The following is a 25,730-nucleotide window of genomic DNA, read 5'->3' as shown; positions in this document are numbered from 1 at the left end:
TGTAAAGGAAACTTGACATCAGGAGTGTCGGCTCTGCTTGACGTGATGTCAAGCATCTTTGACATCGGTCAGGCGAAGTGCGATCGCAGCCGGGCGCAGAGGTCGAGAAGGCCGTCCGCCGCCACGCGCGGCGCGCCCGACCACTCGTCAGTCCAGCCGACGTCCTCGGGCGTGCCCGCGTGGCGGACGAAGACGTGCTGGTGGAAGTGCGCCACGGCCCGACCGACCACGGCGGAGAACACGAAGTCGGGAGCGAGCTCGGCACGCAGCGCCCGAGCCGCCGACCACACCGCTCGCGCCACCGCGCCCACCTCGTCCGGCTCCAACCCGTCGAGCCACGGCACGTGCCTGCGGGTCTCGACGAACAGGTACCCGGGCACGCCCACGCCGTCCGCGGCGACCGGGCGGTGGGACACCACGACCAAGTCGTCCTGCCACACCACCGGCCCGACGAGGGGCCCGTCACGCCGGTGCTTCGCGCAGATCAGGCATCCGCCGTCCACACGTCAACGGTAACGATCGCCTCGCCGGCCCGCGAGCACGATGGCGCGACCACTTACCCGGCCTAACGGAACACGAGTGCGTGGCGATGACCTTCGCGGGAACGGTTGGATCGTGGTGGGGGGATCATGCGGACGGACGCACAACGGGGCGCGTGGCTGATGCTCGCGGTCGGGGACGACCGGCCGCGTCGGAGCAACGACGGTTACGACGACGCGCCGGCGGCCCACTACAGCTGGGACAGCTCGGTCCCGAACCACCAGCTACCGCAGGCCGGTGACTGGCATGTTCGAGGTGGCGGAGGTTGTCACCATCCGAAAGACGTCACCTCTTACCGGTCGCACCCAACTTGTGCGCCCGCCTCACGTACTAGACCTGACTCGACGTGAGTGACGAGGATCTCCACCCGGGCATTGAGGCGCTCGACGAGCTCAATGCCCGAGCAGCAGTGCACAACAAATCAGGGCCCTGTTCCGTTACCCGGAACGAGGCCCTGACCTGCACTTGCGCGCTCGGCAGGATTCGAACCTGCAACCTTCTGATCCGTAGTCAGATGCTCTATCCGTTGAGCTACGAGCGCATCGTTCTTCAGTTGTCACCCGGCCGAAGCCGGGTGTTGCGGAGGCTCCGGGATTTGAACCCGGGATGGGCGATAAACCCAAACCGCATTAGCAGTGCGGCGCCATAGACCAGACTAGGCGAAGCCTCCCGGAGCCCTCGGCTACGACGCATAGATTACACATGCCCCCGCCGCTCTAGCAAAACGCCCCCCTCTTTACCGCATCCGACCTGGTCAGAGGGGGTGGAGGGGGGCGCTGGAGCGGCCTCAGGCGGTGGGGACGTGAGGTAGGTCTCGGGCCAGGGCGAGGAATGGGTCCAGTGAGGCCGGGTTGCGCAGGGCGTCCCGGCTGACGGCCCGCTCGGGTGGGGTGCCGGCCAGGATCTTCTTCACCGGGACCTCGCACTTCTTGCCGTTGAGGGTCCTCGGGATCTCGGCCACGGCGACGAAGCGGTTCGGGACGTGGCGCGGGGACAGGTTGGTGCGCAGCTCCGAGCGGAGGCGGGGCTCCAGGTCGGCGAGGTGGACCCCCTCGTCCAGGACGAGGAAGCACAGTAGTTCGCCGTCGGTCTGGCCGGCGCCCGAGGTGTCGATCACGAGCGAGTCCGCGACGCCCGGCATGCCTTCGACCACCCGGTAGAACTCGCTGGTGCCCATGCGGACGCCGCCGCGGTTCAGGGTGGAGTCGCTGCGGCCGTAGATGACGGCCGAGCCGCGCGGGGTGATCCTGATCCAGTCGCCGTGCCGCCAGACGCCCTCGAAGGTGTCGAAGTACGCCTCACGCAGCTTCGTGCCGTCCTCGTCGCCCCAGAACCACACCGGCATGGACGGCATCGGCTTGGTGATCACCAGTTCGCCGACCTCGTCGACGACGGGCTCGCCGGCCTCCGAGAAGGACTCCACGGCGGCACCCAGGGCGCGGCACGAGAGCTCGCCGAGCCACACGGGCCGGTCGGGTGCGGCGGCGACGAAGGCGGTGCACAGGTCGGTGCCGCCGGAGACCGAGGCGATCTGCACGTCCGGGCTCACGGCCGACGCGATCCAGCGGAAGCCCTCGGGGGTCAGCGGCGCGCCGGTGGAGCCGACGACGCGCAGCCCGGTCAGGTCGTAGCGCTCCGCCGGGCGCACGCCCTCCTTCAGGCACGACTGGATGTACGGCGCCGACGTGCCGAAGTACGTGACGCGGTGCTGCTCGGCCAGGTGCCAGAGGACGTCGAGGTCGGGGTGCGCGGGACTGCCGTCGAACAGCACGACCGTCGACCCGACCAGCAGGCCGGAGACGAGGAAGTTCCACATCATCCAGCCGGTGGTGGTGAACCAGAAGAACCGGTCGCCCCGGCCGAGGTCGCTGTGCAGCGCCAGCATCTTCAGGTGCTCGACCACGATCCCGCCGTGGCCCTGGACGATGCCCTTCGGCAGGCCCGTGGTGCCCGACGAGTACAGCACCCACAGCGGGTGGTCGAACGGCACCGGCTCGAAGGCCAACTCGGCGTCGGCGTGCGCGGACAGCAGGGAGTCCCAGGTCACCGCGCCGGGCAACGGGGTGCCGCCCACGTAGTCGATCATCACGGTGGCGCGCAGCGACCCGATCTCCGACCTGAGCCGCTCCACGGTCGGCCGCACGTCGAACGCCCGCCCGTTGTACCGGTACCCGTCGACGGCCACGAGCACGGTCGGCGAGATCTGGGCGAACCGGTCGGTGATCGCCCGCGCGCCGAAGTCCGGCGAGCACGACGACCAGGTCGCGCCGAGCGACGCCGCCGCCAGGAACGCGATCAGCGCCTCCGGCGAGTTCGGCACGAGCGCCACCACGCGGTCGCCGGGCCGCACGCCCAGCTCCACGAACCCGGCGCGCACGGCGGCCACCCGGCGGCGCAGCTCGCCGTACGTGAGTTGCGACGACAGCCCGTCCTCGCGGTGGAACACGACCGCCAGGTCGCCGTCCGGGCCCCTCAGGGCGTGCTCCGCGTAGTTGAGCGTGGCACCGGGGAACCAGACCGCCCCGGGCATCACGGGCGCCTCCAGCACGCGCGTGGGCGGGCTGTGGAACACCACCTCGAAGAACTCCGCGATCGCGCCCCAGAACCCCTCCAGGTCGGAGGTGGACCACTCCCACAGCGACTCGTAGTCGGGGAGGTCCAGGCCCTTGGTCGAGGCGAGCCAGGAGCGGAACGCGGCCATCCTGGTGTCGCCGACCCGATCGGGGTCGGGGCGCCACAGGACTTCCGCCTCGCCGGCGGCGGCGCCGGCACGCATCTCGGTCATACCTGAAGTTCCTAGCCGATCGGACGGCCCGGAACCACAGCAGGCACCCACACACCGGATCAGTTCCGGCCGGCGCTCGCCACCAGTCCCTCGACCGCGGAGATCAGCCTCGGCGCGTCCGCCGGCGCGACGACCAGCCACCCGTCGTCCCGCCGCACGAGGTACCGGCCCTCGGCGGTGTCCAGCCACGACACGACCGCGCCGGTCGGGTGCAGGTAGCCGGCCCGGTTGCGGGCGATCACGCCGACCTGGCCGCCGCCGCTGCGCGTGGTCACGGCGCGCATCAGGGTGTTGGCCTCCGGTTCGCGCAGGCCGACGGCGCGCAGCGCGTCGAGGAACCCCTCGCTGCCGTCGTGCTCGCCCGCCCGGCCCGCGGCCAGGTAGTCGTCCCAGCGCACGTTCACCGACCGGCCGCTGCCGGGTGGCGCGGCGGGCAGCGTGTTGACCGTGGTGGCGGCCAGCGCGGTCGGCCGGAACCCGGCCACCTGCACCTGGTTGCCGAGCCTGCCCGCGAACGCGCCGTGCCACGCCGCGGTGGCCAGGCCGCGCGCCTGCGCGCCGCGCACGGTGAAGAACACCTCCAGGCCGATCTCGAACTCGGCCAGGCCGCGCAGCAGCCCGTACAGCTCCTCGTCCGGCCGCCGCACGGTGCCGAGACCGCGGGCGGCCAGGTCGCGGGACGCGCTCTCGATCAACGCGTCCCGCTCCCGCTGGGTGTGCCCGAAGTGCCGGACGCCGAGCGGGACCGGGTGGGCGTCGCGGTGGACCGCCTGCCAGAGCAGGAAGAACTCCAGTTCGCTGAGCCGGAAGACGCGCTCGGTCACAGGCCGATCACCGGTGGTGCGGCCTTGCGGTCGACGCCGAAGACGTTGTCGTCGTCCTCCAGGTACCCGGGCCGGTTGCGGTCCTTCTCACCGCCGCCGGCGACGGGCGGCGGCGCGGCCATCGGCGCGGCGCCGATCATGCCGGACTGCGGCGTCACCGACTTGGGCGCCTGGAACTGGCTGGTCACGCTGCCGGGGTTGGCGGAACCGCGGTCGGCGGCGATCGCGCCCGTCGCGCCGCCGGGACCGGCCACCGGACCGCCGCCACCACCGCCACCGCCCATGCCGACGGGCGTGGGCATGGCGCCGCGACCGCCGTAGCCGCCGCGGCCACCGGCGAAGCCGCCGCGGCCGAACTGGGGCGACGTGCCGCCGGGACGCTGGTTCGACGCGCCGCCGGGGGTGCCCACCACCGGCTGGCTGCCGCCGCCACCGCCGGTGCCGCCACCGTCGGGGACGGTCGGGTTCGGCGTGACGACCACCGGCGGCGGAGGAGGCGGCGCGACCGGGTTGGTCGGCGGGCTGAACGACGGCACGGTGCGGTCGACCTCGTAGGAGTTCTGCTGGAACATCGCCATGACCTCGGCGGCCTGGCGGTGCGTCGCGTCCGCGGTGACGACCGAGTCGATCGCGGGCCCGGCGATGGTGTCGATGCCGGTGAACGCGCCGGGCGTGCGGACGGGCGAGGTCGAGCCCGCGGTCAGCCCGTCGTGCGACGAGAGGGTCGGCGACCGGAAGCCGGCGTCCTCCGTCAGCCGGTTGTCGACCAGCGGCGACCGCGGCGTGGCGATCGGGGTCGGGGTGGCGGTCGGGGTCGAGGACACGCCGGCGACCGGGGTGACGACCGGCGGCGCGGGCGCGGGCGGCGGCATCATCTCGCGCGCCGTCTGCACGTGGTCGATCTCGGTGGCGATGCACTTGGCCACGTTGTCGGCGTGCTCGCTGGTGTTCAGCGCCCACTTCTCCACCGACTCCAGCGCCTCGCGGGCGCGTTCGGCCGACTCGCCCGTCCACGCCTGGCTGGACTGGCCGATCGCCTTGGCCAGGAACCCCTGCACCTCGCCGAGGGCCTTGCTCACGGCCGCCCAGTCGGCCTGGGCGCTGCTCGCGGCCTTCAGGTCGACGCCGGTGTTGATCATCTCCCACAGCTCCTGGTGGCTGTAGGTCATCCAGTCGACCTTCTGGCCGAGGTCGGTGGGCTTGTCGTGGCCGTGGCCGTGACCACCGCCGTGCCCCTGGCCGCCACCGTGGTTGCCGCCGTGGCCGCCGCCGTTGTGGCCACCGCCCTGGCCGTGGCCCTGGCCCTGACCGCCGCCGTGCTTGTTGTCGCCCATCAGCCCTTGGCCTCCCCGGCGGAACCGAACGCGTCCGCCGCTTCGTCGTCGGCCCGTTCCAGGTTCCGCGCCGCTTCGCGGATGGTCTCCTCGACCTCGAAGAGCACCTGCATGAAGTCCCCGATCACGTTGACCGCCGACTCCTCGTTGCCCACGGCGACCTCGCGCAGCCGCCTGCTGATCGCGTCGCTCACCCAGTTGTTGCCGAACTTGAGCTCGACGTCGAGGTTGTCGACCGCGCGGCCGTGCACGGTGTCGACCAGGTTGCGCGCCTGCGTGACCAGCTTGAGCAGGTCGTCGACGCCCTGCTTGTCCAGGTCGAGCTGGACGGACCCCTTGTCCACCGCGTCCAGCGCGGTGGTGGCCTTGTCCAGGTCGGTCTGCGCGGCCTTCGCGAAGCTCTCCGCCACGGGTTTGACCGCGTCGGACTCGGCCGGGGCCGAGGCCGAGGCGGGCAGGGTCACGGTGGCGTCGGTGGCCGGCGCGGCAGTCGGCGGAGCGGCGGTCGGTGGCGCGGAAGTCGGTGGAGCGGCGGTCGGTGGCGCGGAAGTCGGTGGAGCGGACACCGGTGGAGCGGCCGACGTGGGAACCGGTGGCACGACGGCCACCGGCGCGTCCGCCACGACCGCGGGCTGGACCGCCGCGGACGGCGTGAAGCCGGGCGGGATCTGCACCGTCTGTGCACCCGCGAGTGGGACCGTGTTCCCGTCGCTCATCACTACCCCCTGCACTGCGATTCGCCGCGGGCCCGCCGCGCGTTAGCCCACGACGACCGAAATCAGGCGTTCCGGACGCCTTCCTTAGATGTACCGGGAAGCCCGTTCGGTTCCAAGCCGCCGACCAGAGGCTTAGCGAAGATGTGAGTCGAACCAGTTCAACGCGCGCTGCCACGCCTCGGCGCTGACCTCCGGCGTGGTGTCGAACCGGTGGCTGGTGTGGGCGAACCGGACCACGTCGGTCGCCACCGGCGCGGCCGCCGCCGCGTCGCGCAACTTCTCCACGTCGCTGAACGGGATCTCGTCGTCGTCATCGCCGTACAGGCCGAGCCACGGGCAGGTCAGCTCCTCCGCGACCTCCACCAGCGACGGCAGCCCCGCGGCCAGCGGTTCCAGGATCCCGCCACCGCCGACGGTCACCGCCGCGCCGACGGTTCGGCTTCCCGCAACCACCATCGCGACCGATCCGCCCAGGTCGAAGCCCATCACGCCCATCCGGTCCTGGCTGACGCCCCGCTGGGCCAACCAGACGAACGCGACGTCGGTGTCGGCCAGCACGGCGTCGCCGGACAACCCGCTCACCATCGCCGGCGCCTCGTCGCCGGACACCTCGTCGTAGAGGTGGGGCGCGACCGCCAACCACCCCTCGGCGGCGAGTCCGCTCACCAACCCGCGGACGGTGTCGGTCACGCCGCGCGCCTCGTGCAGCACGACCAGGCCGCCGCGGACGGCGTTCTCCGGCTCGGCGACGGTCAGCCGCAGCTCGCGGCCGTCGGTGAGGGAGAGCGTCTCGGTGCGGGTAGGAGTCATGGCCCAACCCTTCCACGAGGGGGTGAACGGCAGTCAACGTGAGCATCCGTACGGCAGGTATGCCCCATCCGGGTCTTTCACCGGATAACGTCCGGCTCAGAACCCCGAAGGGAGTCCTTGGATGACCGTGCGAACCCGTGCCGACCTCGTTGCGCTGCCCGGATACGTGCCCGGCAAGACGATCCCCGGCGCGATCAAGCTGGCCAGCAACGAGGTCTCGGCCGGACCGCTGCCCAGCGTGGTGCGGGCGATCGCGGACGCCGCCACCGCCGTGAACCGCTACCCGGACACCGCCGCGACCGAGCTCGTGGCGCGCTTGGCGGACAAGCTCGGCGTGCCCGCGGAGCAGGTGGCCGTCGGCTGCGGCTCGGTGACGTTGTGCCAGCAACTGGTGCAGGCGACGTGCACCGAGGCCGACGAGGCGCTGTTCCCGTGGCGCTCGTTCGAGGCGTACCCGATCATCACCGCGGTCGTCGGCGCGCGGCAGACCCGGGTGCCGCTGACGCCGGGCCACGGGCTCGACCTCGACGCGATGGCCGACGCGATCACCCCGGCGACCCGCCTGGTGTTCGTGTGCAACCCCAACAACCCGACCGGGACGGCGTTGCGCAGGGCGGAGATCGAGCGGTTCATCGAGCGGGTGCCGTCCGACGTGCTGGTGGTGGTCGACGAGGCGTACAAGGAGTTCGTCGACGACCCCGACGTGCCCGACGGCGTGGAGCTGGCCAAGGCGCAGTGGGCCGCGGGCCGGGACAACGTGGCGGTGCTGCGCACGTTCTCCAAGGCGTACGGGCTGGCCGGGCTGCGCGTCGGGTACGCGGTGGCGTCGCCCGCGGTGGCCGAGACGCTGCGCAAGGTCTACGTGCCGTTCAGCGTGAACGCCCTGGCCCAGGTCGCGGCGCTGGCGTCGCTGGACGCCGAGGCTGAGCTGATGGCGCGGTGCCGGGCGATCGTGGCCGAGCGGGCCAGGGTGCGCGGCGAGCTGCTGGCCGCCGGGTTCGAGGTGCCCGAGTCGCAGGCGAACTTCGTGTGGCTGCCGCTGGGCGAGCGGACCGCGGCGTTCAACGAGCACTGCCTGGCGCACAAGGTGGTCGTGCGGGCGTTCGTCGGTGACGGCGCGCGCGTCACGATCGGCGAGCCCGAGGAGAACGACGCGTTCCTGAAGGCTGCCCGGTCCTTCGCCGGCTGAGCCGCTCAGCGGGTGAGGATCTGAGCGATGGCCACGACTCCCACCACCACGATCACCGCGCGCAGCGCGGTCGGTGGGAGTCGGCGGCCGACCTTCGCGCCGAGCTGCCCGCCGACGACCGAGCCGACCGCCAGCAGCAGCACGGCGAGCCACGCCACGTCGGCGATGAAGATGAACAGCACGCCCGCGACCAGGTTCACGAACGCGGTCAGCACGTTCTTCAGCGCGTTCATCCGCTGGATGTGCTCGCTCATCAGCACGCCCATCAGGCCCATCACCAGCACGCCCTGCGCCGCGCCGAAGTAGCCGCCGTAGATGCCCGCGAAGAACACGCCGATCCACAGCGCCACGCCGCCGTGCTCGTGCCGCTCCCGCTCGGCGAGCTTGCGGTTGAGCCACGGCTGGGCGACCACCAGCACCAGCGCGATGGCGATCAGCACCGGGACGATCGCGGAGAACGCGTCCTCCGGCAGCACCACGAGCAGGATCGCGCCGACCACGGCGCCCAGCACCGAGGCGGGCAGCAGCCGCTTCACCCGGCCCGCCTGCCCGGTCAGCTCGCGCCGGTAGCCCCACGCGCCGCTGAGCGAGCCGGGCACCAGGCCGAGGCTGTTGGACACGTTGGCCACCACCGGCGGGTAGCCGACGGCCAGCAGCACGGGGAACGTCACCAGGGTGCCGGAGCCCACCACCGTGTTGATCCCACCGGCGAACACGCCGGCCAGGACGACGACGATCGCCTCCACCGTCGTCACGGCCACTCTCCCTGGTTCTCGCGGTTCGCCAGCGACGCTAACACCGCGTCCGGCGGGGCGCGGTGTGGTGATCGCGACACGGCGCCCCGCCCGCCAGGGGTTTGGGAGGGCTACGTCGTGCGCCGCCCCAGCGCCCGGGCGCCGATGCCGAACGCCAGCAGCACCAAGCCGACCACCCCGAGCCCGAGCACGCTCGCGCCGGTGGTCGCCAGGGCGTCCCGGGGCGGACCGCCGCCACCGGCCGGGGTGTCACCCGGTGCGGTGGCGTCCGGGTCGACGACGACCGGTCCCGGCTTGACCGCGATCAGCTGGGGTTCCGTCGCACCGCGGACCGCCGCGAACAGCGGGCCCTCGTGGAACGGGACCACCTGCCACGGACCGAGGACCACCGGCGTGTAGTGGCCGACGGCCAGGTCGGGGAACGTGAGCATGCCGTGGGCGTCGGCCGTGGCGCGGGCCGCGGTCTCGTTCGTGTCGGGGTCGAGCAGGACCACGGTCACGTCCGGCACGCCGACCCACTGCCTCCCGCAGCACTCGACCACCCGGCCGGTCGTGGTCCACACCGCGCCCGGCACCCTGGCCTTCGCCCTGGCGATCGGCGCCAGCTCGCGGAACCGGCCGTCGGCGTCACGCGTGCCGAAGGCGCACGTGGCCGTGATCAGCCCGTGGTCGGGCGACCCGACGGGCATGGTCTCCTCCACCGTGGTCGACCACGACCTGCGGGCGGCGACCGGGACGCCGTAACCGAGCTCGCTCAGCGGACCCCACTCCTCGCCGTTCTCGATCTGGTACGGCGTGCCGGTGCCGCCGCACACCGCGTGCACGGTGAGGTCGGCCAGGCCGTTGTTGGTGATCGTGACGTTCAGCCTGGGCCGCTCGTCGGGCCGGTACTCGGCCTTGTCCCAGGCGATCACGGCGGTCAGCGTGTTCGCGGGCCGGACCAGGCCGACCTCGAACGTCGTGTCGCCGCCGCCGGTGACGGTGAACCGGTCGTAGAAGTCGATCGGCGGCGCCCAGCGGGAGGAGTGCCAGACGCGGACCCGGTAGTTGCCGGCCGGGGCGCCCTCGATCCGGTAGCGGCCGGCGGCGTCGGTGATGCCTTCGTGGAACGTCGTGGGGATGCCGCCCTCGACGGTCACGGTCTGGTTCGGCAGCGCCTCGCCCTGGTCGAACGCGCCGTTGGCGTTGGCGTCGCCGTAGACCAGGACGGTGGCGCCGCCCGCGGCGTGGCTCACCGGAGCGGACAGGTCGAGCGGCACGGACGCGCCGCGCGTGCCGAAGGTGATCCGGCCCTTGAGCGAGACCAGGTCGCCGATCCACGGCCGCGGCTCGCCGACCACCGTGACCTCGTAGGACTCGCCCGGCCACAGGTACAGGCCCTTGGTCGGGTTCGCGTACGGGTACAGCGGGCCCCACTGGTCGAAGTCGTGGGTCATCGTGGACGGCACCCACTCCGGCACGTACCGGACCGGGATGCTCGCCCCGACGCCCGTGTTGGTGACCTTGATCCGGGCCGTCACGGGCTCGGCGATGTCGTAGGCCGCCTTGTCGAACGACGCCGTCACCTCGAGCCGGTCCACCTCGACCGGTTCGACGACCTCGGGCCCGGCCACCACCACGAACTCCACCCGCGTGGTCGTGTCGGCGACCACGTCGACGGTGAACCAGCCCTCGCCGGTGGCCTCGTCCCGGTACTCGCCGAGCACCAGGACCTCCGTGCGGCCCGCCGGCAGCTTGGCGAAGGAGAACGCGCCGCCGTCGTGCGACCGGGCCTCGGCGACCGGCAGGCCGCCGCGCTGCAGCGCCACGAGCCGCACGCCGTCCAGCGGTCGCCCGTCGCCGTGCCTCAGCGTGCCCTCGACCGCGCCGAACGAGCCGACCTCGGCGAAGTCGGACGAGCCGATGTAACCCGCGGTGCTGCGACCGCTGTTGCCGAAGTTGCAGGCGACGCCGATCCGGCCGACGGCCGCCGCGTCCGCGGGCACGGTGTCGGTGACCCTGAGCACCTTCGTCTCGCCGGCGGCGAGCGTGACGCCGGGTCCGTCCGGGCTCAGCGCGGCCCACCCGGGGCCGTTGCCGGTCAGCCGACCCTCGTCCGGCTCCTCATCGCACACCGCGACGACCCCGGTCAACGCGGTCGCGCCGGTGTTGGTGAGGGTCACGTCGATGCCGACCGGGTCGGTGGGCCGGTAGGACTCGCGGTCGAACTCCAGCTTCGGCCGGAGCACTTCCAGGACCGGTGGGGTCATCGGCAGCGCGAGTTCGGTGGTGACGCCCTGCTCGACGGTGAACTCGGCGTGGCCCGGCGCGATGACGAACGGGTTGCCGTGCTCGATCAGGGAGGCGCGGTAGCGGCCGGTGGGCACCTCGCCGCCGAAGGTGAACCGGCCGGTGGCGTCCGTGCGGCCGCTCAGCCACGTCGTGGGCAGGCCGCCGTCGGCGTAGACCGGCGCGTCCGCCACGCCCTCGCCCTCGTCGAACGCGCCGTCGCCGTCGGCGTCGCGGTAGAGCACGCCGCGGGCCGAACCCCAGGTCAGCGGCACGCGGGTGGCGGCCCGGCCGGTGTTGTCCTCCGGCGTCGGGTCCATGTCCGGCAGCGTCTGCGGGCCCGTGTACGCGGTCACCGAGTACTCGACGCGGTCGTAGAGCGGGATCTGCTGGCGGCCGACGAGCCGGTAGGTCTTCGCCTCGCCTGGCGCGATGGTCGCGCCGGGGACGCGGCGCAGCTCCGTCGCGCCCGTCGTGATCCGCAGGTCGCCCCCGTGGGTGAACCGGACGTCGACCGCGGGCGCGGCCCCGGCGTTGCGGACCGTGACGGTGAGGCCGATGTCGGAGTCCGGCGGGTACTCGGCGCGGTCGAAGGCCAGCGAGACCTTCAGGTCGGCCCGCGGCACGGGCGCCGCTTCGGCCCGCGGCACGGCCGGTGGCGCCGGCTCGGGTTCGGCCGGCGCGGTGGTGGGATCGGGCTCGGCGGGCGGCGACGAGGTCTCCACCGGCGGCTCGGTGGTGGTCGTCGTGGTCGTCGGCGGCTCGACGGGTGTTTCCGTCGGCGGCTCGGACGGCGCGGTGGTGGTGGGTGCCGTGGTCGTGGTTTCCTGCGCTGACGCGACCGGTCCGCCGAGCGCCACGGCGAGCGCCAGCGCGCCCGCCGTGACCGCCCGCACGATTCGCCCCGTGCTGGTGGTGCCGGACATCGGGTGTCCCCCGTAAGTAGGTCCTTGCCCACCGCGGGTTGCCGACGTCCCCCGAGCCGCCGCCGGGCAGGGCCCTTACACGATCAGGCCGGAAGCTACCGCTTCGCCGCCGTGCCGTGCCCGGCTTTCGCGGAACTTCCGCAAGGTGTGCGCGTCCGACAGCCCCGTGCCGCCGACCAGCACGCCGAGGTCGCCGTCGACCACGTAGCTGCCGTGCGGCGAACGGGCGATCGTGGTCGGCTCGTCGTCGCCCCACGGCGCGACCCGGTGGGCGGTGCGGGCGGCGCCCCAGTCGTCGGCCGACCGCAGCACGCTGACGGCCGCTTCGCCCGGCGCGCCGAGGGAGTTGGTGACCACGGCGAGCGTGCCGTCCGGGCGCAGGTCCATGCCGTCGCCGCCGACCAGCGGCCGGTCGAGGGCGACCTCCGAGACCCGACCCGATCGGGTGATCTTGAACAACGCGCCCGTGTCGTAGCGGACGGCGAGCGCGAAACCCCTGGGGTGCCAGACGATCCCGTTCAGGCCGATGGTGTCGCTGCCGAACCGCGGGTCCCGGGCGAACACCGCGGCGCGGCCGTCGCGGTCGACCCGGTACAGCGCGTCGGAGGCGGGGTCGGTGACGTAGGCGTTGCCCGCGTGGTCGACGGCGACGTCGTTGGCGCTGTGCCGGCCAGGGCCGATGGCCAGGTCGACCACGTGCACCGGCCGTCCCGTGGCGAGGTCGAACACGCCGAGCCCGGAGGCCCGGTAGGTGGTGTCCGGGGTGGACCGGGCGCCGAGGCCCATGTCGCCGTACGCGACGTAGACGCGGTCGCCGACCACGTGCACGCCGAACGTCGACACCATCCGGGGGTCGCTGATCAGGGTCTTCGTGGTGCCGTCGCGGACGACCTCGACGGTGCCGCGCCGGATCGAGCCGAGCAGGAACGTGTGCCGCAGCGGGTCCCAGGCGATGCCCTCGGGGTGCAGCGCGGCGGACCGGCCGGTGATCACGCCCGGCGCGGCCGTGGCGGCGGCCGGGGTGGCGGTGAGGACGACCAGCACGAGAACCATCAGGAAACGCATAATGCTCCGTCCACTTGTGTGAGTACGTGCACGAAGTTAGATCAGAGCTCTGATATCCGTCAACGCACTTTACGATCGGGGCATGGGCATGCCGGTCGAGGAGCGCCTTGGCGGCGACATCAAGCGGGTCGAGCACGAGCTGATGCTGGTGAAGCAGCAGGCCGTGCGGCCGGCCGGGCTGACCGTGGCCCAGTACGCGGCGCTGCTGGTGCTCAACGACCACCCCGGCGTGTCGGCCGCCGAGCTGGCCCGGCGCTGCCGCGTGACGCCGCAGACGATGACCACGATCCTGCGCAACCTGGAGGCGGCCGAGCTGATCGCCCGGGTGCCGCACGAGGTTCACCGCAACGTGCTGGAGACGCGGCTGACCGAGGCGGGGCGCGCGGCGTTCGAGGTGGCCGACGAGCGGGCGTCCGCCGTCGAGCGGCGGCTGGCCGACGAGTTCAGCGCGGCGGAGCGGGAAACCCTCCGCGCCCTGCTGGCCCGGTGCTCGAAAGCCCTAGCCGGTCAACCCTGACACCCTCCGCGAGGTCGCGTCGGTCGTTCGCGACTCATTTCCCGGCGATCACGCTTTTCGATCGTCGGGAAATCAGGCGCGAGCGGCCGACTTCCCGGCGACCGAGCCGCCATCTGCGGAGCAGGGGCAATCCAACACAGCTTCAGCCCAGGTTGTCGGTGTCGAAGGTGTTGCAGCGGGCCGGGTCGCCGGTCTCGTAGCCGGTCGTGTACCACTTCTGGCGCTGCGCCGACGTGCCGTGGGTGAACTTGGTCGTGTCGACCTTGCCGCCGCCCAGCTCGCCCTGGATGAAGTCGTCGCCGATGCGGGCCGCGGCGTCCAGCGCGGCGTTCACGTCGTCCTGCGTGACGCCGGTGATCAGCGGTTGACCGGAGGCCGTCGGCACGGTCTCCGCGTGGTTGGCCCAGGCGCCCGCGTAGCAGTCGGCCTGCAGCTCCAGCCGCACCGAGCCGGACGTCGGCCCGGACCCCGAGCCGACCCGGTCGGACGTGCCGAGCAGGTGCTGGACGTGGTGGCCGTACTCGTGGGCCAGGATGTACGCCTCGACGAACGGACCGCCCGTGGCGCCGAACTTCTGCTGCATCTCCTGGAAGAACCCGAGGTCGATGTACACCTGCGCGTCCGCCGGGCAGTAGAACGGCCCCACCGCGGACGTGGCGTTGCCGCACCGGGTCGACACCCCGCCGGAGAAGAAGTTCGTCTGCGCGGGCTGGTAGGTGCGACCCGATCGGGCGAACTGGTCGCCCCAGTAGGCCTGGATCGAGTTGATGAACGCCACCGCGCGGCAGTCGGACTCGCGGTTCGCGTCCGCGCCGGTCCGGCACTTCTCCTTGATGGCCTCGGAGCCCACCTGCTGCCCCTGGCCCACGTCGGAGAACCCCGATCCGGACGGCAGCTGCACGCCGCCGCCGATCTGGGACAGCACGAAGTACAGGATCAAGCCGACGATCCCCAGCCCGCCGCCACCGAGGGCGACCCGGCCGCCGACACCGCGTTGGTCGGAGACCTGTGACGTGTCCAGCTCGGCGTTCTCGTTGAACTGCACCGCGCGTCCTCCCAGACAAACCCGAAGCCGACCCGGACAAGACAAGCCCCGGGTGCGGAGCCCGACGTCGGGGCACCGCACCCGGGTTTTCCCATGTGGAAGTGACGAAACCTGCGTGACGGGGTCGGCGTGGACCGCGGTCGGCGCCGACGGTGGAGACGGCGCCCTGATGACCTACCGGGTCAACATCGTCAAGCGCGGCGATGGCGCCGGTGGCGCCGTGCGCTCGAAACCCCGTCGGAGCCGCTCACGTTCGCGATCGGGCCGGTCTCATGACCGCTCCGCCCGCGGGGTTGCGGCTCGAACGCGGCTCGTCACCGCGAGGACTTACCTGCACCGCACCACCTACCCCTTCCGGGCGTGCCGCCGGCGGGTCAGCTCGGGTTCCGCCGGTGGCAGGTCCTGTGTCGAGCATGCGCCTCTTCGGCCCGATGCACAACTCGAGGAGAAGCCCCTGAACTGGTGAAATGAGATTCATCCGGCTCAGCGGGACAGTGGTTGCGCGCTGTGAGCGGGCGCCGGGGTGCCCGCTCACAGCGCGTGCATCACGGGGTGGTGGTGATGCGGCCGAGGGCCGGCGGAACGGTGTTCGGGTTGGCGGTCAGGTAGGCCGTGAAGCCGTCCAGGTCGATGCCGCCACCGGTGATCTCCGTGCCCGCGGTGAACGCGCTGAAGCCGTCACCGCCGCCCTGCAGGAAGCTGTTGATCGTGACCCGGTAGCTCGCGGCCGGGTCCAACGGCGTCCCGTTGAGGACGATGTCCGACACCTTGGACCCGATCGGCGCGGACGCCGACCACGTGTAGGTCAGGCCCTTGGACGGCTGCAGCACGATCTGCCGCTGCTGGCCGTTGACGACCTGCCACTGCTGCTCCAGCGCCGCCTTGAGCTGCGCGCCGGTCAACGTGACCGTCTGCAGGATGTTGCCGAACGGCTGCACGGTGAACGCCTCGCCGTAGGTCACCACGCCGTTGCCCTCGCCCGCGGGCGACGAGGCGTGGGTGAGGTCGGCGCGCACGCCGCCCGGGTTCATCAGCGCGAGCACCGCGCCGTTGCCCGCGGTGGCGGCCAGCTGGGAGTCGGCGATCAGGTTGCCGAGCGCGGACTCGCCCGCCGGGTTCTGCGCGCGCAGGATGTCCTGGGCGATGGTGCCGATCGGGCGGTTGGCGATCGGGCCGGACTTCGACTTGGCCAGGTCGATGATCGCCTGCACCTCGGGGTCCGGGGTGACGTTCCTGGTCACCACGTGGTTGCGGGCGACGGTGGCCGAGCGGACGACCTCGCGGGTCCGCTTGTCGATCTTGAGGTCGACCACGGACAGCTCGCGGCCGAACGCCAGGCCCTCGATGAACGGGCGCGGGTTGCCCGCCGGGTCGGTGACCGTGCAGTTGTAGTGCTGGTGGCTGTGGCCGGAGAACACCGCGTCGATCTTCGGGCTGACCTGCTCGGCGATCTTGCGGCCGGGGCCGCCCGCGACCGTGCGGCACTCGTCCGGGCCGCCGCCCGAGGTGTTGTCGCCCTGGTGGATCAGCAGCACGATCGACTTCACGCCGAGCCAGTTGAGCAGGTCGGCGTACCGGTTGGCGGCGGCGACCTCGTCGCCGAACTCCAGCTCCTTGATCCCGTTCGGGTCGACCAGGATCGGCACGTCCTTCAGCGGCATGCCGATGAACCCGATCGGGACGCCGTCGCGGAACTCCACCCAGAACGGCGGCAGCGCGGGCCGGTCGTTCTTCGCCAGCGTCACGTTCGCGCCGAGGATCGGGAAGTCCGCGCCCTCGTAGGTCTCGCGGAACTGGCAGCCGTCGACCGGGTGGCACCCGCCGCGCTGCATGCGCAGCAGCTCCTGGTAGCCCTCGTCGAACTCGTGGTTGCCCGCCGCGGTCGTGTCCATGCCGACCCGGTTGAGGACCTCGATCGTCGGCTCGTCGTGGAACAGCGCCGACACGATCGGGGACGCGCCGATCAGGTCGCCCTGGCCGACGATCACCGAGTTGCGCACCTCGGCCTGGAGGTTGCGGATGTGGGTCGCGTTGAACGCGGCGCCACCCGCTTCGACCTGCGTGCCGTCCGACAGCGTGACGCGGCCCGAGGAGCCCGAGGGCGGCTCGATGTTGCCGTGCAGGTCGTTGATGCCGATCAGGCGGACGTCGACGGTGCGCGCCGGGCGGTCGTCCTTGTCGGCCGTCGCGGGGCTCTGCGCCAGCGTGACCGCCAGCGCTGCCGCCGCGGTGACCGCGAGCGCGGCGGATCGCCGCGCGGTGCGTCTGAACGAGGTCATGGGGTGGGTTCCTCCCTGCGGCGCCCCGGTAGGAGGGCGCGGTACGGCGCAGGAGTTTGCCTGGCGGAGCTGACCTGCACCAGACATGTCGGTGGATCGTCCGTTAACGGATATGTGCGGCCTAACCTTGTGGGGTGACTGAGCAGGAGCCGCGTTGGCTCGACGATGGGGAGATGCGCGCCTGGCGCAACTACGTGGTCGGGGCCTCGATGCTCGCCGACCGCCTGCACCGGGAGCTGCAGGACGGGCACGGCGTGTCGTTGGCCGACTACGAGGTGCTCGTGCGCCTGTCGGAGCGGCCGGGGCGGCGGATGCGGATGTCGCAGCTCGCGGACGAGGTGGCGTCGTCCAAGAGCCGGGTGTCGCACCAGGTGGCGCGGATGGAGCGGGAAGGGCTGCTGAGCAGGCGGGAGTGCCCCGAGGACGGTCGCGGCGTGTTCGCCGAGCTGACCGACGAGGGCATGGCGCTGCTGGAGACGTCCGCGCCGACCCACGTCGAGGGCGTGCGCGAGCACATGATCGACCTGCTGTCGCGCGACGAGCAGGCGGTGGTGGCCAAGGTGTTCGACCGGATCATCACCCACCTGCGGGACGTGGACGGGTGACCGGCGCGTGACGCGGCAGCGCCCCCACGCCCGGTGAGGGGCGTGAGGGCGCGTGGAGCGCGGTAGCGGTGGGATTTGAACCCACGGAGGGGATCAACCCTCGCACGTTTTCAAGACGTGTCCCTTAGGCCGCTCGGGCACGCTACCTCGGTGCAGGAGCCTAGCCGACGGGCGTCGGCGGCGGGCGGTCGCTCGCCGCGGCACGGCCGCCGGAAGGCCCCTGGAAGACGGACGTGCGAGGCCCCGGTGGTCGGGACCCCGCACGTCCTGCCGCCGTGCCGGGTGCTCACCCGGCGGGCGCCGTGATCAGGCGAAGATGCCGAACACGTCGATGACCAGGTGCGTGTAGCCGGAGTTGTTGTAGTACTGGTGCGCGGGGTAGACGCTGCCGCCCGTCTCGAAGCTGCCGAGGCGGACCGTGGCCATGTTCGGCGCGGTCTGGCCGGGCGCCAGGTTCAGCGCCGAGGTGCCGGGCCGGCTCTGGCCCGCCGGGAACGGCGTGATGTAGGTGTTGTCGGTCGGCTCGGTGCCGGTCAGGTTCAGCAGCAGGCTGTTGCCCGGGAACAGGTTCGGGTCGTCGAAGTACAGCGTGATCGCCTGGCTCGGCCAGATCGGCCCGGGCTCGCCCTCCCACCGGGTGTCGTACGCGCGACCGGGGGTGACGGGGTAGAAGTCCGCGCCGCCGTTGTCGGTGGGCAGGTAGTACCCGGTGATGTCCACGATCAGGTGAACGGAGCCGGCGTTGTTGTACAGGTTGACCTTGCGGTCCGCGCCGAGCGCGACGGTCACGCCGTTGGGGGTGGCACCGCCGGGCACGACGTTGAGGCTGGACGCGGTCGGCCTGGACGAACCGGACGGCCACGCGGTCACGTAGGTGCTCGCGGTCGCGTCGACACCGGTGACGTTCAGCGCCACCGCGGTCGAGCCGGCCGGCACGCCGTAGGAGCTGAAGTCGACCGAGCGGGACTCGCCGCCGTAGAACGCGCCGCCGGTGTTGCGCGAGTCGTACACGCGGGTCGGGCCGGTGGCGAAGTACCGAGCGGGGGTGATCGCGACGCCCGGGTTGTCGTGGACGTAGTAGCCCGCGATGTCGGCGATCAGGTGCGTGCTGCCCGCGTTGTTGTAGATGCTGATCGTGTTGTCGATCGACACCCAGGTGGTGACCGAGTTGGCGCGGGTCTCACCGGGCACCAGGTTCAGGGTCGACACCTCCGGCCGGGGGATGTCGGCGCCACCCTCCCACACGGTCACGTACGTGTTCCCGGTCGGTGACGTGCCGGTCACGTTCAGCACGACCGCCAGGGTGTACACCGGGGCGTCGGTGACGGGCACCACGATGCTGCCGCCCGGGCCGACTGGCGCGGTGCTGCCGCCGCGGCCGAGGCCGCTGCGGGTGTCCAGGATCCGTCTGGGCGCGGACGGGATGAACCGCGTGCCCAGGTACTCCTCGGCGCCGGCCTCCTGACCGTTGGCCTCGGTCGCCTTCGTGCCGTACGGGCGGGCGGAACGGCCGGCGCGGTCGAGCGACAGCTCGGCCCGGGCGACCTGGTCTCCATTGTGGACGGACGCGGGCTCGGCGGTGGCCGGAGCCGCGACCGCCACCACGGCGGCGGTCGCCGCGGTGGCGACCAGCAGCGCTGCGGAACGACGCATGATCCTCTTTCCTGACTGCAAGACGAATGGAAGGCGTCGGTCTACCAGCCAGTCCGTGACAGAGACACGCGGACGTCGGCAGCGCACAGCGCGACCCCCCTGTGGGACGAGCCCCCGACTCGACCGAACGGGCCGGACACTACCTCAGGGGTACGACAGCCGAAAGTGAAATGCGGTCGGCTTCTCAGTTCTCCGGCTTCACCGCGACGTGCACGAATTCGTTGTAGGTGAACACTTTCCCGGCCGCCCTGGGGAACGGGAAGGACATGCGGTCGCGCTCGACCAGCCCGAGCTGGGAGGTCACGTCCGCGAGGCCGTCGAGGTCGGTGAACGCCACGTGGGTGGGGTCCGACGCGTAACCGCGCTCCTGGGGGCAGATGAGCACCAGCAGGCCGCCCGGCGCGAGGAAGTCGACGTAGCCGCGCAGGATCTTCACGGCTTCCGGGCGCGGCATGTGCTCGACCAGGTGCGCGGCCAGGATGCCGCCGAAGCGGCCGGGCTTGGCGTACTCGGTCTCGAAGAACTCGTCCGTGGTGAACGCGGTCAGCCCCATGTCCCGGCAGGTCTGCACGGAGTGGGGGTTGTGGTCGACGCCGACGCCGTTGGGTTCCAGGTGCTTGAGGTTGCGCCCGATGCCGCAGCCGACGTCGAGCACCTCCCGCTCGCCGAAGATGCGGCGCACGTTCCACCGGTACGGGGCCTGGACGTTCAGGACACGCTTCCAGGGCAGGTTCTGCAGGCGCGCGAGCCGGTCGGTGTAGTCCTGACCGTCAGTCTTGTCCACGGTCGTACGGTAGCCGACGCTGAGACCCCTGACACCACCACCGTGGGGTTGACCCCCGTCGACCCGGTCACCGCGCGTGCTGCCCGACCCCTGTCCCGCCGGGCGGGACAAGGGTCGGATCACCAGGTCAGGCGGTGCGCCGGGTCACCCGCCGGTACGACGCGTGTTCGTCACGTCCGGGGCGGGCACGGCACCCGTCCACAGCTCTTCCTGGCAGCTCCGGCACGTGCCCGCGAACACGACAGCGTCGTAGCCGCCTTGCTTCCAGGCGCCGTAGACGCGCACCTTGTACGGCCCGGAGGGCAGGTTCTCGAAGCGCACGCGCCCCTGCGCGTCGGTCCGGGCCTGGGCCGCGACCTCGCCCGTGACCGCGTCCCTCAGGATGATCGCCGCGCCGGTGAGCATGCGGCCCGTCTCGCCGATCCCGTCGCCGTCGCGGTCCTCGAAGAAGGCCATGCGCAGCGTCACGGCCGGGCCGGGCACCTTGGCCACGGCGTAGGCCCGCGGGAGACCCTCGCGGCGGCCGTCGCCGGGGCCGAACTCGCACAGGTGGTCCGCCGCGCCGTACTCGGCCGCCACCTCGGAGACGGTGCCGCTGATGGTGAAGGCCCGGGACTGGCCCACGGGCACCGTCACGCCCGGCCCACCCAGAGCCAGGTCGCCGAAGGTGAGGTCGCGCAGCTCAGGCCCTCCGTCGTTGGCCCGCTGGCAGTCGGCCTTGATCCCGGTCAGGTCCGCGGTGCCGATGTTGGTCAGCGTCACCGCGACCTCGGCCCGGTCACCGACCCGGTAGACGTCCTGCGTGAACCGCATGGCCGCGGACAGGTAGTCGGTCAGCGGGCGCTGACCGCGCAGCAGCAGGTTCGCGGCCGAACCGCTCCCGTCCACCGCGACGGAGGAGTTCGGCTGCTCGATGACCCAGCCGTCCGGCGCGTTGTCCGTGTACAGCCCGTAGACCTGCACCGGGAGGTCCGCGAACCGGAACCGGCCGTCGGCGCCGGTGGTCGCTTCCAGCCTCGTCCACGGCGGGCCGTTCGTGGTGGCGGTCACCCGGACGCCCTGGAGGGCCTCGCCGGCGTCCGGCGCGCCGTTGTCGTTGCGGTCGCCGTAGACGAGGCCGGCCAGGGTGTCCGCGGCGGAGGACGGGTCGCGGACCGGGAGCGGCAGCTCGACCTCGGTGACCGAGGCGTTGCCCTGCCAGATGGAGAACTTCGCCACCGGCGCGCCGCTCCAGCCCTGGACCTCGCCGCGGACGGTGAGGACGCGCTGCCGCCCGGCGGGCAGGATGACGCCGGGGCCGGAAAGGGCCAGGTCGCCCCACTCGGAGGACTGGATGAAGAAGGTGGACCCGGAGCTCGAGTACCCGTCGGCCTTCACGCCGGTGGCGTCGGCGTCACCGGTGTTGGAGAGCGTCACCTCGACCGGGATCTGCTCGCCGACGAGGAACGGGCCCGCGCCGACGGTGGCCGAGATGGCGAGCTTCGCGGCGGCGGCCGTCGGAGAGGAGGCCGCGGGCGCGGCTGCTTGCTGCGCTCCGGTCGGCTGGGCGGTGGCCGGCTGGGCCTGGACCGGTGGCGCTTCGGGGCTGGAGGTCGTGAGGACCGGCTCGGCCGCGGCCGGCGACGTCCCGGGGTCCTGGGCCCGGGCGGCGGCGGACAGGGTCGCGGTGACCGCGAGCGCCGCGACGAAGGCAAGGGATCTTCGCGCGACCACGCGCTTCGAGAGAGTCAAGACCAGCCCCCTGAGTGGTGGATTCGGGTGGCCGCAACCTAACCGACGTCGATCACCGACGCACCCGTTCGTCGTTTGTGGACACTCCCGGGTGGACGAGAAGAGACCGGCCTCCCGTGGGGGAGACCGGTCTCCGTTACCCGCTCGGCTGTGACCTACGCCACGTCGGCGTGCGAGTGGTGGTGCTCCTCCACGTGCAGCGAACGCGTGGACGCCGCACGCGCCGCAGCGCGCTCCGACCGCGCCGGCACGCCGTTCACGCTCTCCGTGCTGATCGCGTACGAGGCCGTCACCCACGCCAACGCGTCGGAGTTGCGGTCGAGGGCGACGCGGTCCACGTTGCCCAGGGTGTCACCGGAGCCGTGGTAGTTCGGGTCGTAGGCGACACCGGCCGTGCCACCCCACTTCGTCGCCTGCGCCTCGGTCTTGACGCCCTCGGCGCCGGTGAACAGACCACCGGCCGGGATGCCCTGGAGGATGAACTCGCCGTAGTCCGAGCGGCCGGTGAAGTCGGTGCCCTCGGTCTGCACGCCCTTCGCCACCGTCAGGTACTCCACGAACGCCTGCTCGATCTGCGCGGAGCCGTACGGGCCCGCGCCCGCGCCGACGCCGTCGGAGTCGTCGCCGTCGTAGACGAAGTACGCCGCGTTGGGCGAGCCGATCATGTCGAAGTTCAGGTACAGCGCGATGTCGAGCTGCTGCTCGAACGTCAGCGACTGCACGTACTTCGTCGAGCCGACCAGGCCGAGCTCCTCCGCGCCCCACCAGCCGAACCGGACCGCGTTGTTGACCTTCGGCGAGCCGCCGAGCTTCAGCGCGGTCTCCAGCAGGCCCGCGGAACCGGTGCCGTTGTCGTTGATGCCGGCGCCGTTCTCGACGCTGTCGAGGTGGGCGCCCGCCATCACGACGTTGTCCGTGCGGCCGGTCTTCGTCTGCGCGATCACGTTGCGCGAGACGCGGTCCTCCTCGTGGTAGCGCAGGTCGACGGTCACGGCCTGGCCGCCGAGCTGGGCCAGCGCGTTGCCGTCGGCCTGGGTGACGCCACCGGTGGGCACGACACCCGGCGCGCCGAGCGTGACACCCGCCAGCGTGCCCTCGCGGTTGTTGGAGATGATCACCGCGATGGCGCCCGCGGCGGCCGCGTTGCGGTGCTTGACGTCGAACGTGCACGAGCCGCGGCGGATCAGGGCGATGCCGCCGGTGAAGTCCTGCCCGGCGAAGTCGCTCGCCTCGCAGCCCGGGGTCGCGTCCTCGGGCACGACCCGCAGCGGGCCGGTGACGCCGCCGACGGGCGTCTGCGGCGAGAACTCGAGCGGGATGTTCTCGTAGGTGGTCGAGCCGACCTTCGCGATCGCGGCGTCGGTGATCTGCACCGGGTAGGTGAACTCCGGCGTGGTCACGTGGAAGCCCGCGCCGCGCAGCTTGCCCGCGACGTAGTCGACGCTGGCGTCGTAGCCGGACGTGCCCGCGGCGCGGTTGCCGCCGTTGCGGTCGGCGATGCGCTGGAAGGCGATCAGGTGGCGGTTGACCCCTTCCGCGGTGACGTTCCTGGTCAGGTTCTCGGCCAACCTCGGCCCGTCGAGCGTCGAAGCCGACGCGGCGTTGACGGCCGGAACGGCGACCAGTGCGAGGGAGGCGGACGCCGCGAGGATCGCCGCGCGTCGGATCCCGGTTCTTGCTGACATGATCGAGTTCCCCTTCACTCGGATGCCGAACCCTCACAAGCCGCCGCGACGAGCGCAATCCGTCACTCGGTGGGTTCGCAGCCCGTGAGCAGGGGCAAGCACGGCGTGACGCCGGTCACCGCGAGGGCCCAGTCGGGTCGCCGGAACGTGCCCGGGGTGACCAGCAGGCGGGTCTGCCGCGCCGGTTCGCCGCGCCTGACCTGGGCGAACGTGCCGTCCGGCCGGTAGCCGAGCCGGCGGCTCACACCGTGCGAGGCGAGGTTGTCGTCGAACGCGCTCGACCGCGCCGCCACCGCGCCGAGGTGGTCGAACGCGAACGCCAGCACGGCGGCGCGCATCTCCGTGCCGATGCCGCGCCCTTGGTGCCGCAGCCCGACCCACGAGCCGCTGGTGACCTCGCGCAGGACCGGGAAGTCGTCGGCGCCGAGCGACTGCTGGCCGACCACGCGGCCGTCCAGGCGCACGATGAAGTTCACCGTCCACCGCTGCGGCGAGAGCGTGGAGCGCACGTGCCAGTAGTGCTGGAGGGTGTTGATGCCGAGCCGCTCGCGCGGGGCGTCGGTCCACGCCACGCCGAACGGCATCCGGTCGGGCGGGTGGACGCCGTCGAGGGCCAGGTCGACGAGCTCGGTCAGGCTCTCGTCGTCGTCAGGGCGCAGTTCGAGGCGCGGGGTGCGCAGCACCAGGTCGTGCAACGGCCAGTGGTCCATGCCGGTCGATGGTGGCGACCGCGCGTGCGGCGTGCGACCGGATTACCGTCGGGCCATGCGCGCGATCACCATTCGTGAACCAGGCGGTCCGGACGTGCTGGATTGGGCGGAGGTTCGTGATCCCGCACCGGGGCCCGGCGAGGTGCTGCTGGACGTGGCCGCGACCGCGGTGAACCGGGCCGACCTGCTGCAACGCCAGGGCCACTACCCGCCGCCGGAGGGCACGTCGGACGTGCTGGGGCTGGAGTGCTCGGGCACGGTCGCGGCGCTCGGCGACGGCGTCACGGGCTGGCGGGTCGGTGACGAGGTGTGCGCGCTGCTGGCCGGTGGTGGCTACGCGGAGCGGGTCGTCGTCCCGGCCGCCCAGCTCCTGCCGCTGCCGGAGGGCGTCGACCTGGTGACGGCGGCGTCGCTGCCGGAGGTGGCGTGCACGGTGTGGTCGAACGTGGTGATGGTCGCCGGTCTGCGCGGCGGTGAGACGTTCCTCGTGCACGGTGGCGCGGGTGGCATCGGCACGCACGCCATCCAGGTCGCCAAGGCGCTCGGCGCGCGCGTGGCCGTCACGGCGGGGTCGGCGGAGCGGTTGCGGCGGTGCGCCGAGCTGGGCGCGGACGTCCTGGTGGACTACCGCGAGCAGGACTTCGTGGCCGAGGTCGGTCGGGCGGACGTGGTGCTGGACAACATGGGCGCGGCCTACCTGGGCCGCAACGTGGACGTCCTCGCGCCGGACGGCCGGCTGGTGATCATCGGGATGCAGGGCGGGGTGAAGGGCGAGCTGAACATCGGCAAGCTGCTGTCCAAGCGCGGCAGCGTGACCGCGACGGGCCTGCGGTTCCGGCCCGTGGACGGACCGAGCGGGAAGGGTCGCGTGGTGGCCGAGGTGCGGGAGCACTTGTGGCCGCTGATCGCGTCCGGCCAGGTCAAGCCCGTCGTGCACGACGTGCTGCCGATCGCCCGTGCCGCCGACGCCCACCGGGCTTTGGAGGGCGGTGCGGTATTCGGCAAGCTGGTGCTGACCGTCTGATTCACCAGATCGTCCGATCCGTCCTACCCGTCTGATCCGTCTGAGCGCGAATGCTCCAAAAGATTAAAAGCGTCCTCGCCGGACGGGCAGATCAGCAGGATGACCCCTGGTTTGGCGGTCCTGTTCCGGGTCCGTCGTTGGTCCGGGCTCCGTGTCATCCCACCGACCTCCCTCCGGGCTACCACACGTATCAAGGGGGCAGCCATCAGCGCACCACCGGGCAAAGGACGCACAGCCCCCTTGACACGCGCGGTAGGGCAAAGCCAGGTCGGCGGGATGACACGAACCCCTCGTTTGGGAAAGCGAAAGCCGACACCCAACCCATAGTCACACGGCCCACGCCGCCCGCGCCGGGTCCGCCGCTCCCGTCCGCTGACCGGTTCTTCTCTCAAAGGAGGGCTTCGTGTCATCCCGCCGACCTGGCAGAGCCCTACCGCACGGGTCAAGGGGGCACATCCCCACCCAACAGGAACAATGGGCCGGAA

At 72.0% G+C, this 25,730-nt stretch carries 20 protein-coding genes and 3 tRNA genes; 4 read left to right on the top strand and 19 right to left on the bottom strand.

The annotated features are described in order from the left end of the window. Window positions 1-68: 68 nt before the first annotated feature. From AB0I91_RS28465 to AB0I91_RS28430, 8 genes are all read right to left on the bottom strand, one after another. The gene (locus tag AB0I91_RS28465) at window positions 69-503 is read right to left on the bottom strand and encodes an HIT family protein (protein ID WP_499639658.1); all 435 of its coding nucleotides are present in this window, start codon (window positions 501-503) and stop codon (window positions 69-71) included. 505 nt (window positions 504-1,008) lie between these two features. Further along, a tRNA-Arg gene (locus AB0I91_RS28460) sits at window positions 1,009-1,081 on the bottom strand. 39 nt (window positions 1,082-1,120) lie between these two features. Further along, window positions 1,121-1,210: transfer RNA gene (locus tag AB0I91_RS28455), tRNA-Ser, on the bottom strand. Window positions 1,211-1,327: 117 nt separating this feature from the next. Continuing rightward, window positions 1,328-3,325, bottom strand: a complete 1,998-nt coding sequence (locus AB0I91_RS28450; protein WP_499639656.1) for an acetoacetate--CoA ligase — start codon at window positions 3,323-3,325, stop codon at window positions 1,328-1,330. A 59-nt stretch (window positions 3,326-3,384) separates the two neighbouring features. Further along, window positions 3,385-4,149 carry an ESX secretion-associated protein EspG gene (locus AB0I91_RS28445; RefSeq protein WP_498781610.1) on the bottom strand — a complete coding sequence of 255 codons (765 nt, stop codon included), beginning with the start codon at window positions 4,147-4,149 and terminating at the stop codon, window positions 3,385-3,387. After that, the gene (locus AB0I91_RS28440) at window positions 4,146-5,483 is read right to left on the bottom strand and encodes a PPE domain-containing protein (protein WP_499639654.1); all 1,338 of its coding nucleotides are present in this window, start codon (window positions 5,481-5,483) and stop codon (window positions 4,146-4,148) included. The genes AB0I91_RS28445 and AB0I91_RS28440 overlap by 4 nt, the downstream gene beginning before the upstream one ends. Further along, a complete protein-coding gene (locus AB0I91_RS28435) occupies window positions 5,483-5,947 on the bottom strand; it encodes a hypothetical protein (RefSeq protein ID WP_499608192.1) in 465 nt (154 codons plus the stop codon). The genes AB0I91_RS28440 and AB0I91_RS28435 overlap by 1 nt, the downstream gene beginning before the upstream one ends. Window positions 5,948-6,331: 384 nt before the next feature. Beyond that, entirely contained in the window at window positions 6,332-7,009 is a 678-nt protein-coding gene (locus AB0I91_RS28430) for a dienelactone hydrolase family protein (RefSeq protein ID WP_498781607.1), read from the bottom strand. A gap of 121 nt (window positions 7,010-7,130) precedes the next feature. Here AB0I91_RS28430 and hisC point away from each other — a divergent pair, with 121 nt between their 5' ends. Continuing rightward, complete coding sequence (gene hisC, locus AB0I91_RS28425) at window positions 7,131-8,198, top strand: histidinol-phosphate transaminase (protein ID WP_498781606.1); 1,068 nt, start codon at window positions 7,131-7,133, stop codon at window positions 8,196-8,198. 5 nt (window positions 8,199-8,203) lie between these two features. Here the strand turns inward: hisC and AB0I91_RS28420 are convergent, their stop codons facing one another. The 3 genes from AB0I91_RS28420 to AB0I91_RS28410 form a co-directional block, all read right to left on the bottom strand. Continuing rightward, on the bottom strand, window positions 8,204-8,953 hold the full coding sequence (locus AB0I91_RS28420) for a sulfite exporter TauE/SafE family protein (RefSeq protein WP_498781604.1): 750 nt from the start codon (window positions 8,951-8,953) through the stop codon (window positions 8,204-8,206). Between the two features lie 110 nt (window positions 8,954-9,063). Next, entirely contained in the window at window positions 9,064-12,147 is a 3,084-nt protein-coding gene (locus AB0I91_RS28415; RefSeq protein WP_499639652.1) for a carboxypeptidase-like regulatory domain-containing protein, read from the bottom strand. Window positions 12,148-12,222: 75 nt separating this feature from the next. After that, window positions 12,223-13,212, bottom strand: coding sequence for a hypothetical protein (locus tag AB0I91_RS28410; protein WP_498781600.1), 990 nt, complete (start codon window positions 13,210-13,212; stop codon window positions 12,223-12,225). 82 nt (window positions 13,213-13,294) lie between these two features. Between AB0I91_RS28410 and AB0I91_RS28405 the strand changes: the two genes are divergently transcribed. Then, window positions 13,295-13,729, top strand: coding sequence for a MarR family winged helix-turn-helix transcriptional regulator (locus AB0I91_RS28405; RefSeq protein WP_230569328.1), 435 nt, complete (start codon window positions 13,295-13,297; stop codon window positions 13,727-13,729). 142 nt (window positions 13,730-13,871) lie between these two features. On the opposite strand, the gene ypfJ is transcribed toward AB0I91_RS28405, so the two are convergent. Both ypfJ and AB0I91_RS28395 read right to left on the bottom strand, forming a co-directional pair. Then, window positions 13,872-14,774 carry a KPN_02809 family neutral zinc metallopeptidase gene (gene ypfJ / locus AB0I91_RS28400; protein ID WP_498781596.1) on the bottom strand — a complete coding sequence of 301 codons (903 nt, stop codon included), beginning with the start codon at window positions 14,772-14,774 and terminating at the stop codon, window positions 13,872-13,874. Window positions 14,775-15,319: 545 nt separating this feature from the next. Beyond that, window positions 15,320-17,053, bottom strand: coding sequence for a bifunctional metallophosphatase/5'-nucleotidase (locus tag AB0I91_RS28395; RefSeq protein WP_499639650.1), 1,734 nt, complete (start codon window positions 17,051-17,053; stop codon window positions 15,320-15,322). Window positions 17,054-17,187: 134 nt separating this feature from the next. On the opposite strand from AB0I91_RS28395, the gene AB0I91_RS28390 reads away from it, so the two are divergent. Beyond that, entirely contained in the window at window positions 17,188-17,658 is a 471-nt protein-coding gene (locus AB0I91_RS28390; protein ID WP_499608184.1) for a MarR family winged helix-turn-helix transcriptional regulator, read from the top strand. A gap of 60 nt (window positions 17,659-17,718) precedes the next feature. Here AB0I91_RS28390 and AB0I91_RS28385 read toward each other — a convergent pair. The 6 genes from AB0I91_RS28385 to AB0I91_RS28360 form a co-directional block, all read right to left on the bottom strand. Then, window positions 17,719-17,805: transfer RNA gene (locus AB0I91_RS28385), tRNA-Ser, on the bottom strand. A 159-nt stretch (window positions 17,806-17,964) separates the two neighbouring features. Further along, complete coding sequence (locus tag AB0I91_RS28380) at window positions 17,965-19,311, bottom strand: hypothetical protein (protein ID WP_499608182.1); 1,347 nt, start codon at window positions 19,309-19,311, stop codon at window positions 17,965-17,967. A gap of 184 nt (window positions 19,312-19,495) precedes the next feature. After that, window positions 19,496-20,095: a class I SAM-dependent methyltransferase gene (locus AB0I91_RS28375; RefSeq protein WP_499639648.1), complete on the bottom strand. Its 600-nt coding sequence runs from the start codon at window positions 20,093-20,095 to the stop codon at window positions 19,496-19,498. A 144-nt stretch (window positions 20,096-20,239) separates the two neighbouring features. Continuing rightward, entirely contained in the window at window positions 20,240-21,826 is a 1,587-nt protein-coding gene (locus tag AB0I91_RS28370; protein ID WP_499639646.1) for a carboxypeptidase regulatory-like domain-containing protein, read from the bottom strand. Window positions 21,827-21,981: 155 nt separating this feature from the next. Further along, window positions 21,982-23,511 carry a M28 family metallopeptidase gene (locus AB0I91_RS28365; RefSeq protein ID WP_499639644.1) on the bottom strand — a complete coding sequence of 510 codons (1,530 nt, stop codon included), beginning with the start codon at window positions 23,509-23,511 and terminating at the stop codon, window positions 21,982-21,984. A 62-nt stretch (window positions 23,512-23,573) separates the two neighbouring features. After that, window positions 23,574-24,221: a GNAT family N-acetyltransferase gene (locus AB0I91_RS28360; RefSeq protein WP_498781585.1), complete on the bottom strand. Its 648-nt coding sequence runs from the start codon at window positions 24,219-24,221 to the stop codon at window positions 23,574-23,576. A gap of 55 nt (window positions 24,222-24,276) precedes the next feature. Between AB0I91_RS28360 and AB0I91_RS28355 the strand changes: the two genes are divergently transcribed. After that, window positions 24,277-25,245 (top strand): NAD(P)H-quinone oxidoreductase, encoded by a 969-nt coding sequence (locus tag AB0I91_RS28355; protein WP_498781584.1) that lies wholly within the window; start codon window positions 24,277-24,279, stop codon window positions 25,243-25,245. Window positions 25,246-25,730 lie beyond the last annotated feature (485 nt).

It is taken from the genome of Actinosynnema sp. NPDC049800 (assembly GCF_040656635.1).
GTDB lineage: Bacteria > Actinomycetota > Actinomycetes > Mycobacteriales > Pseudonocardiaceae > Actinosynnema.
The sequence above is the reverse complement of the archived record's forward strand: the minus strand, read 5'-3'. Positions and strand labels throughout refer to the sequence as shown.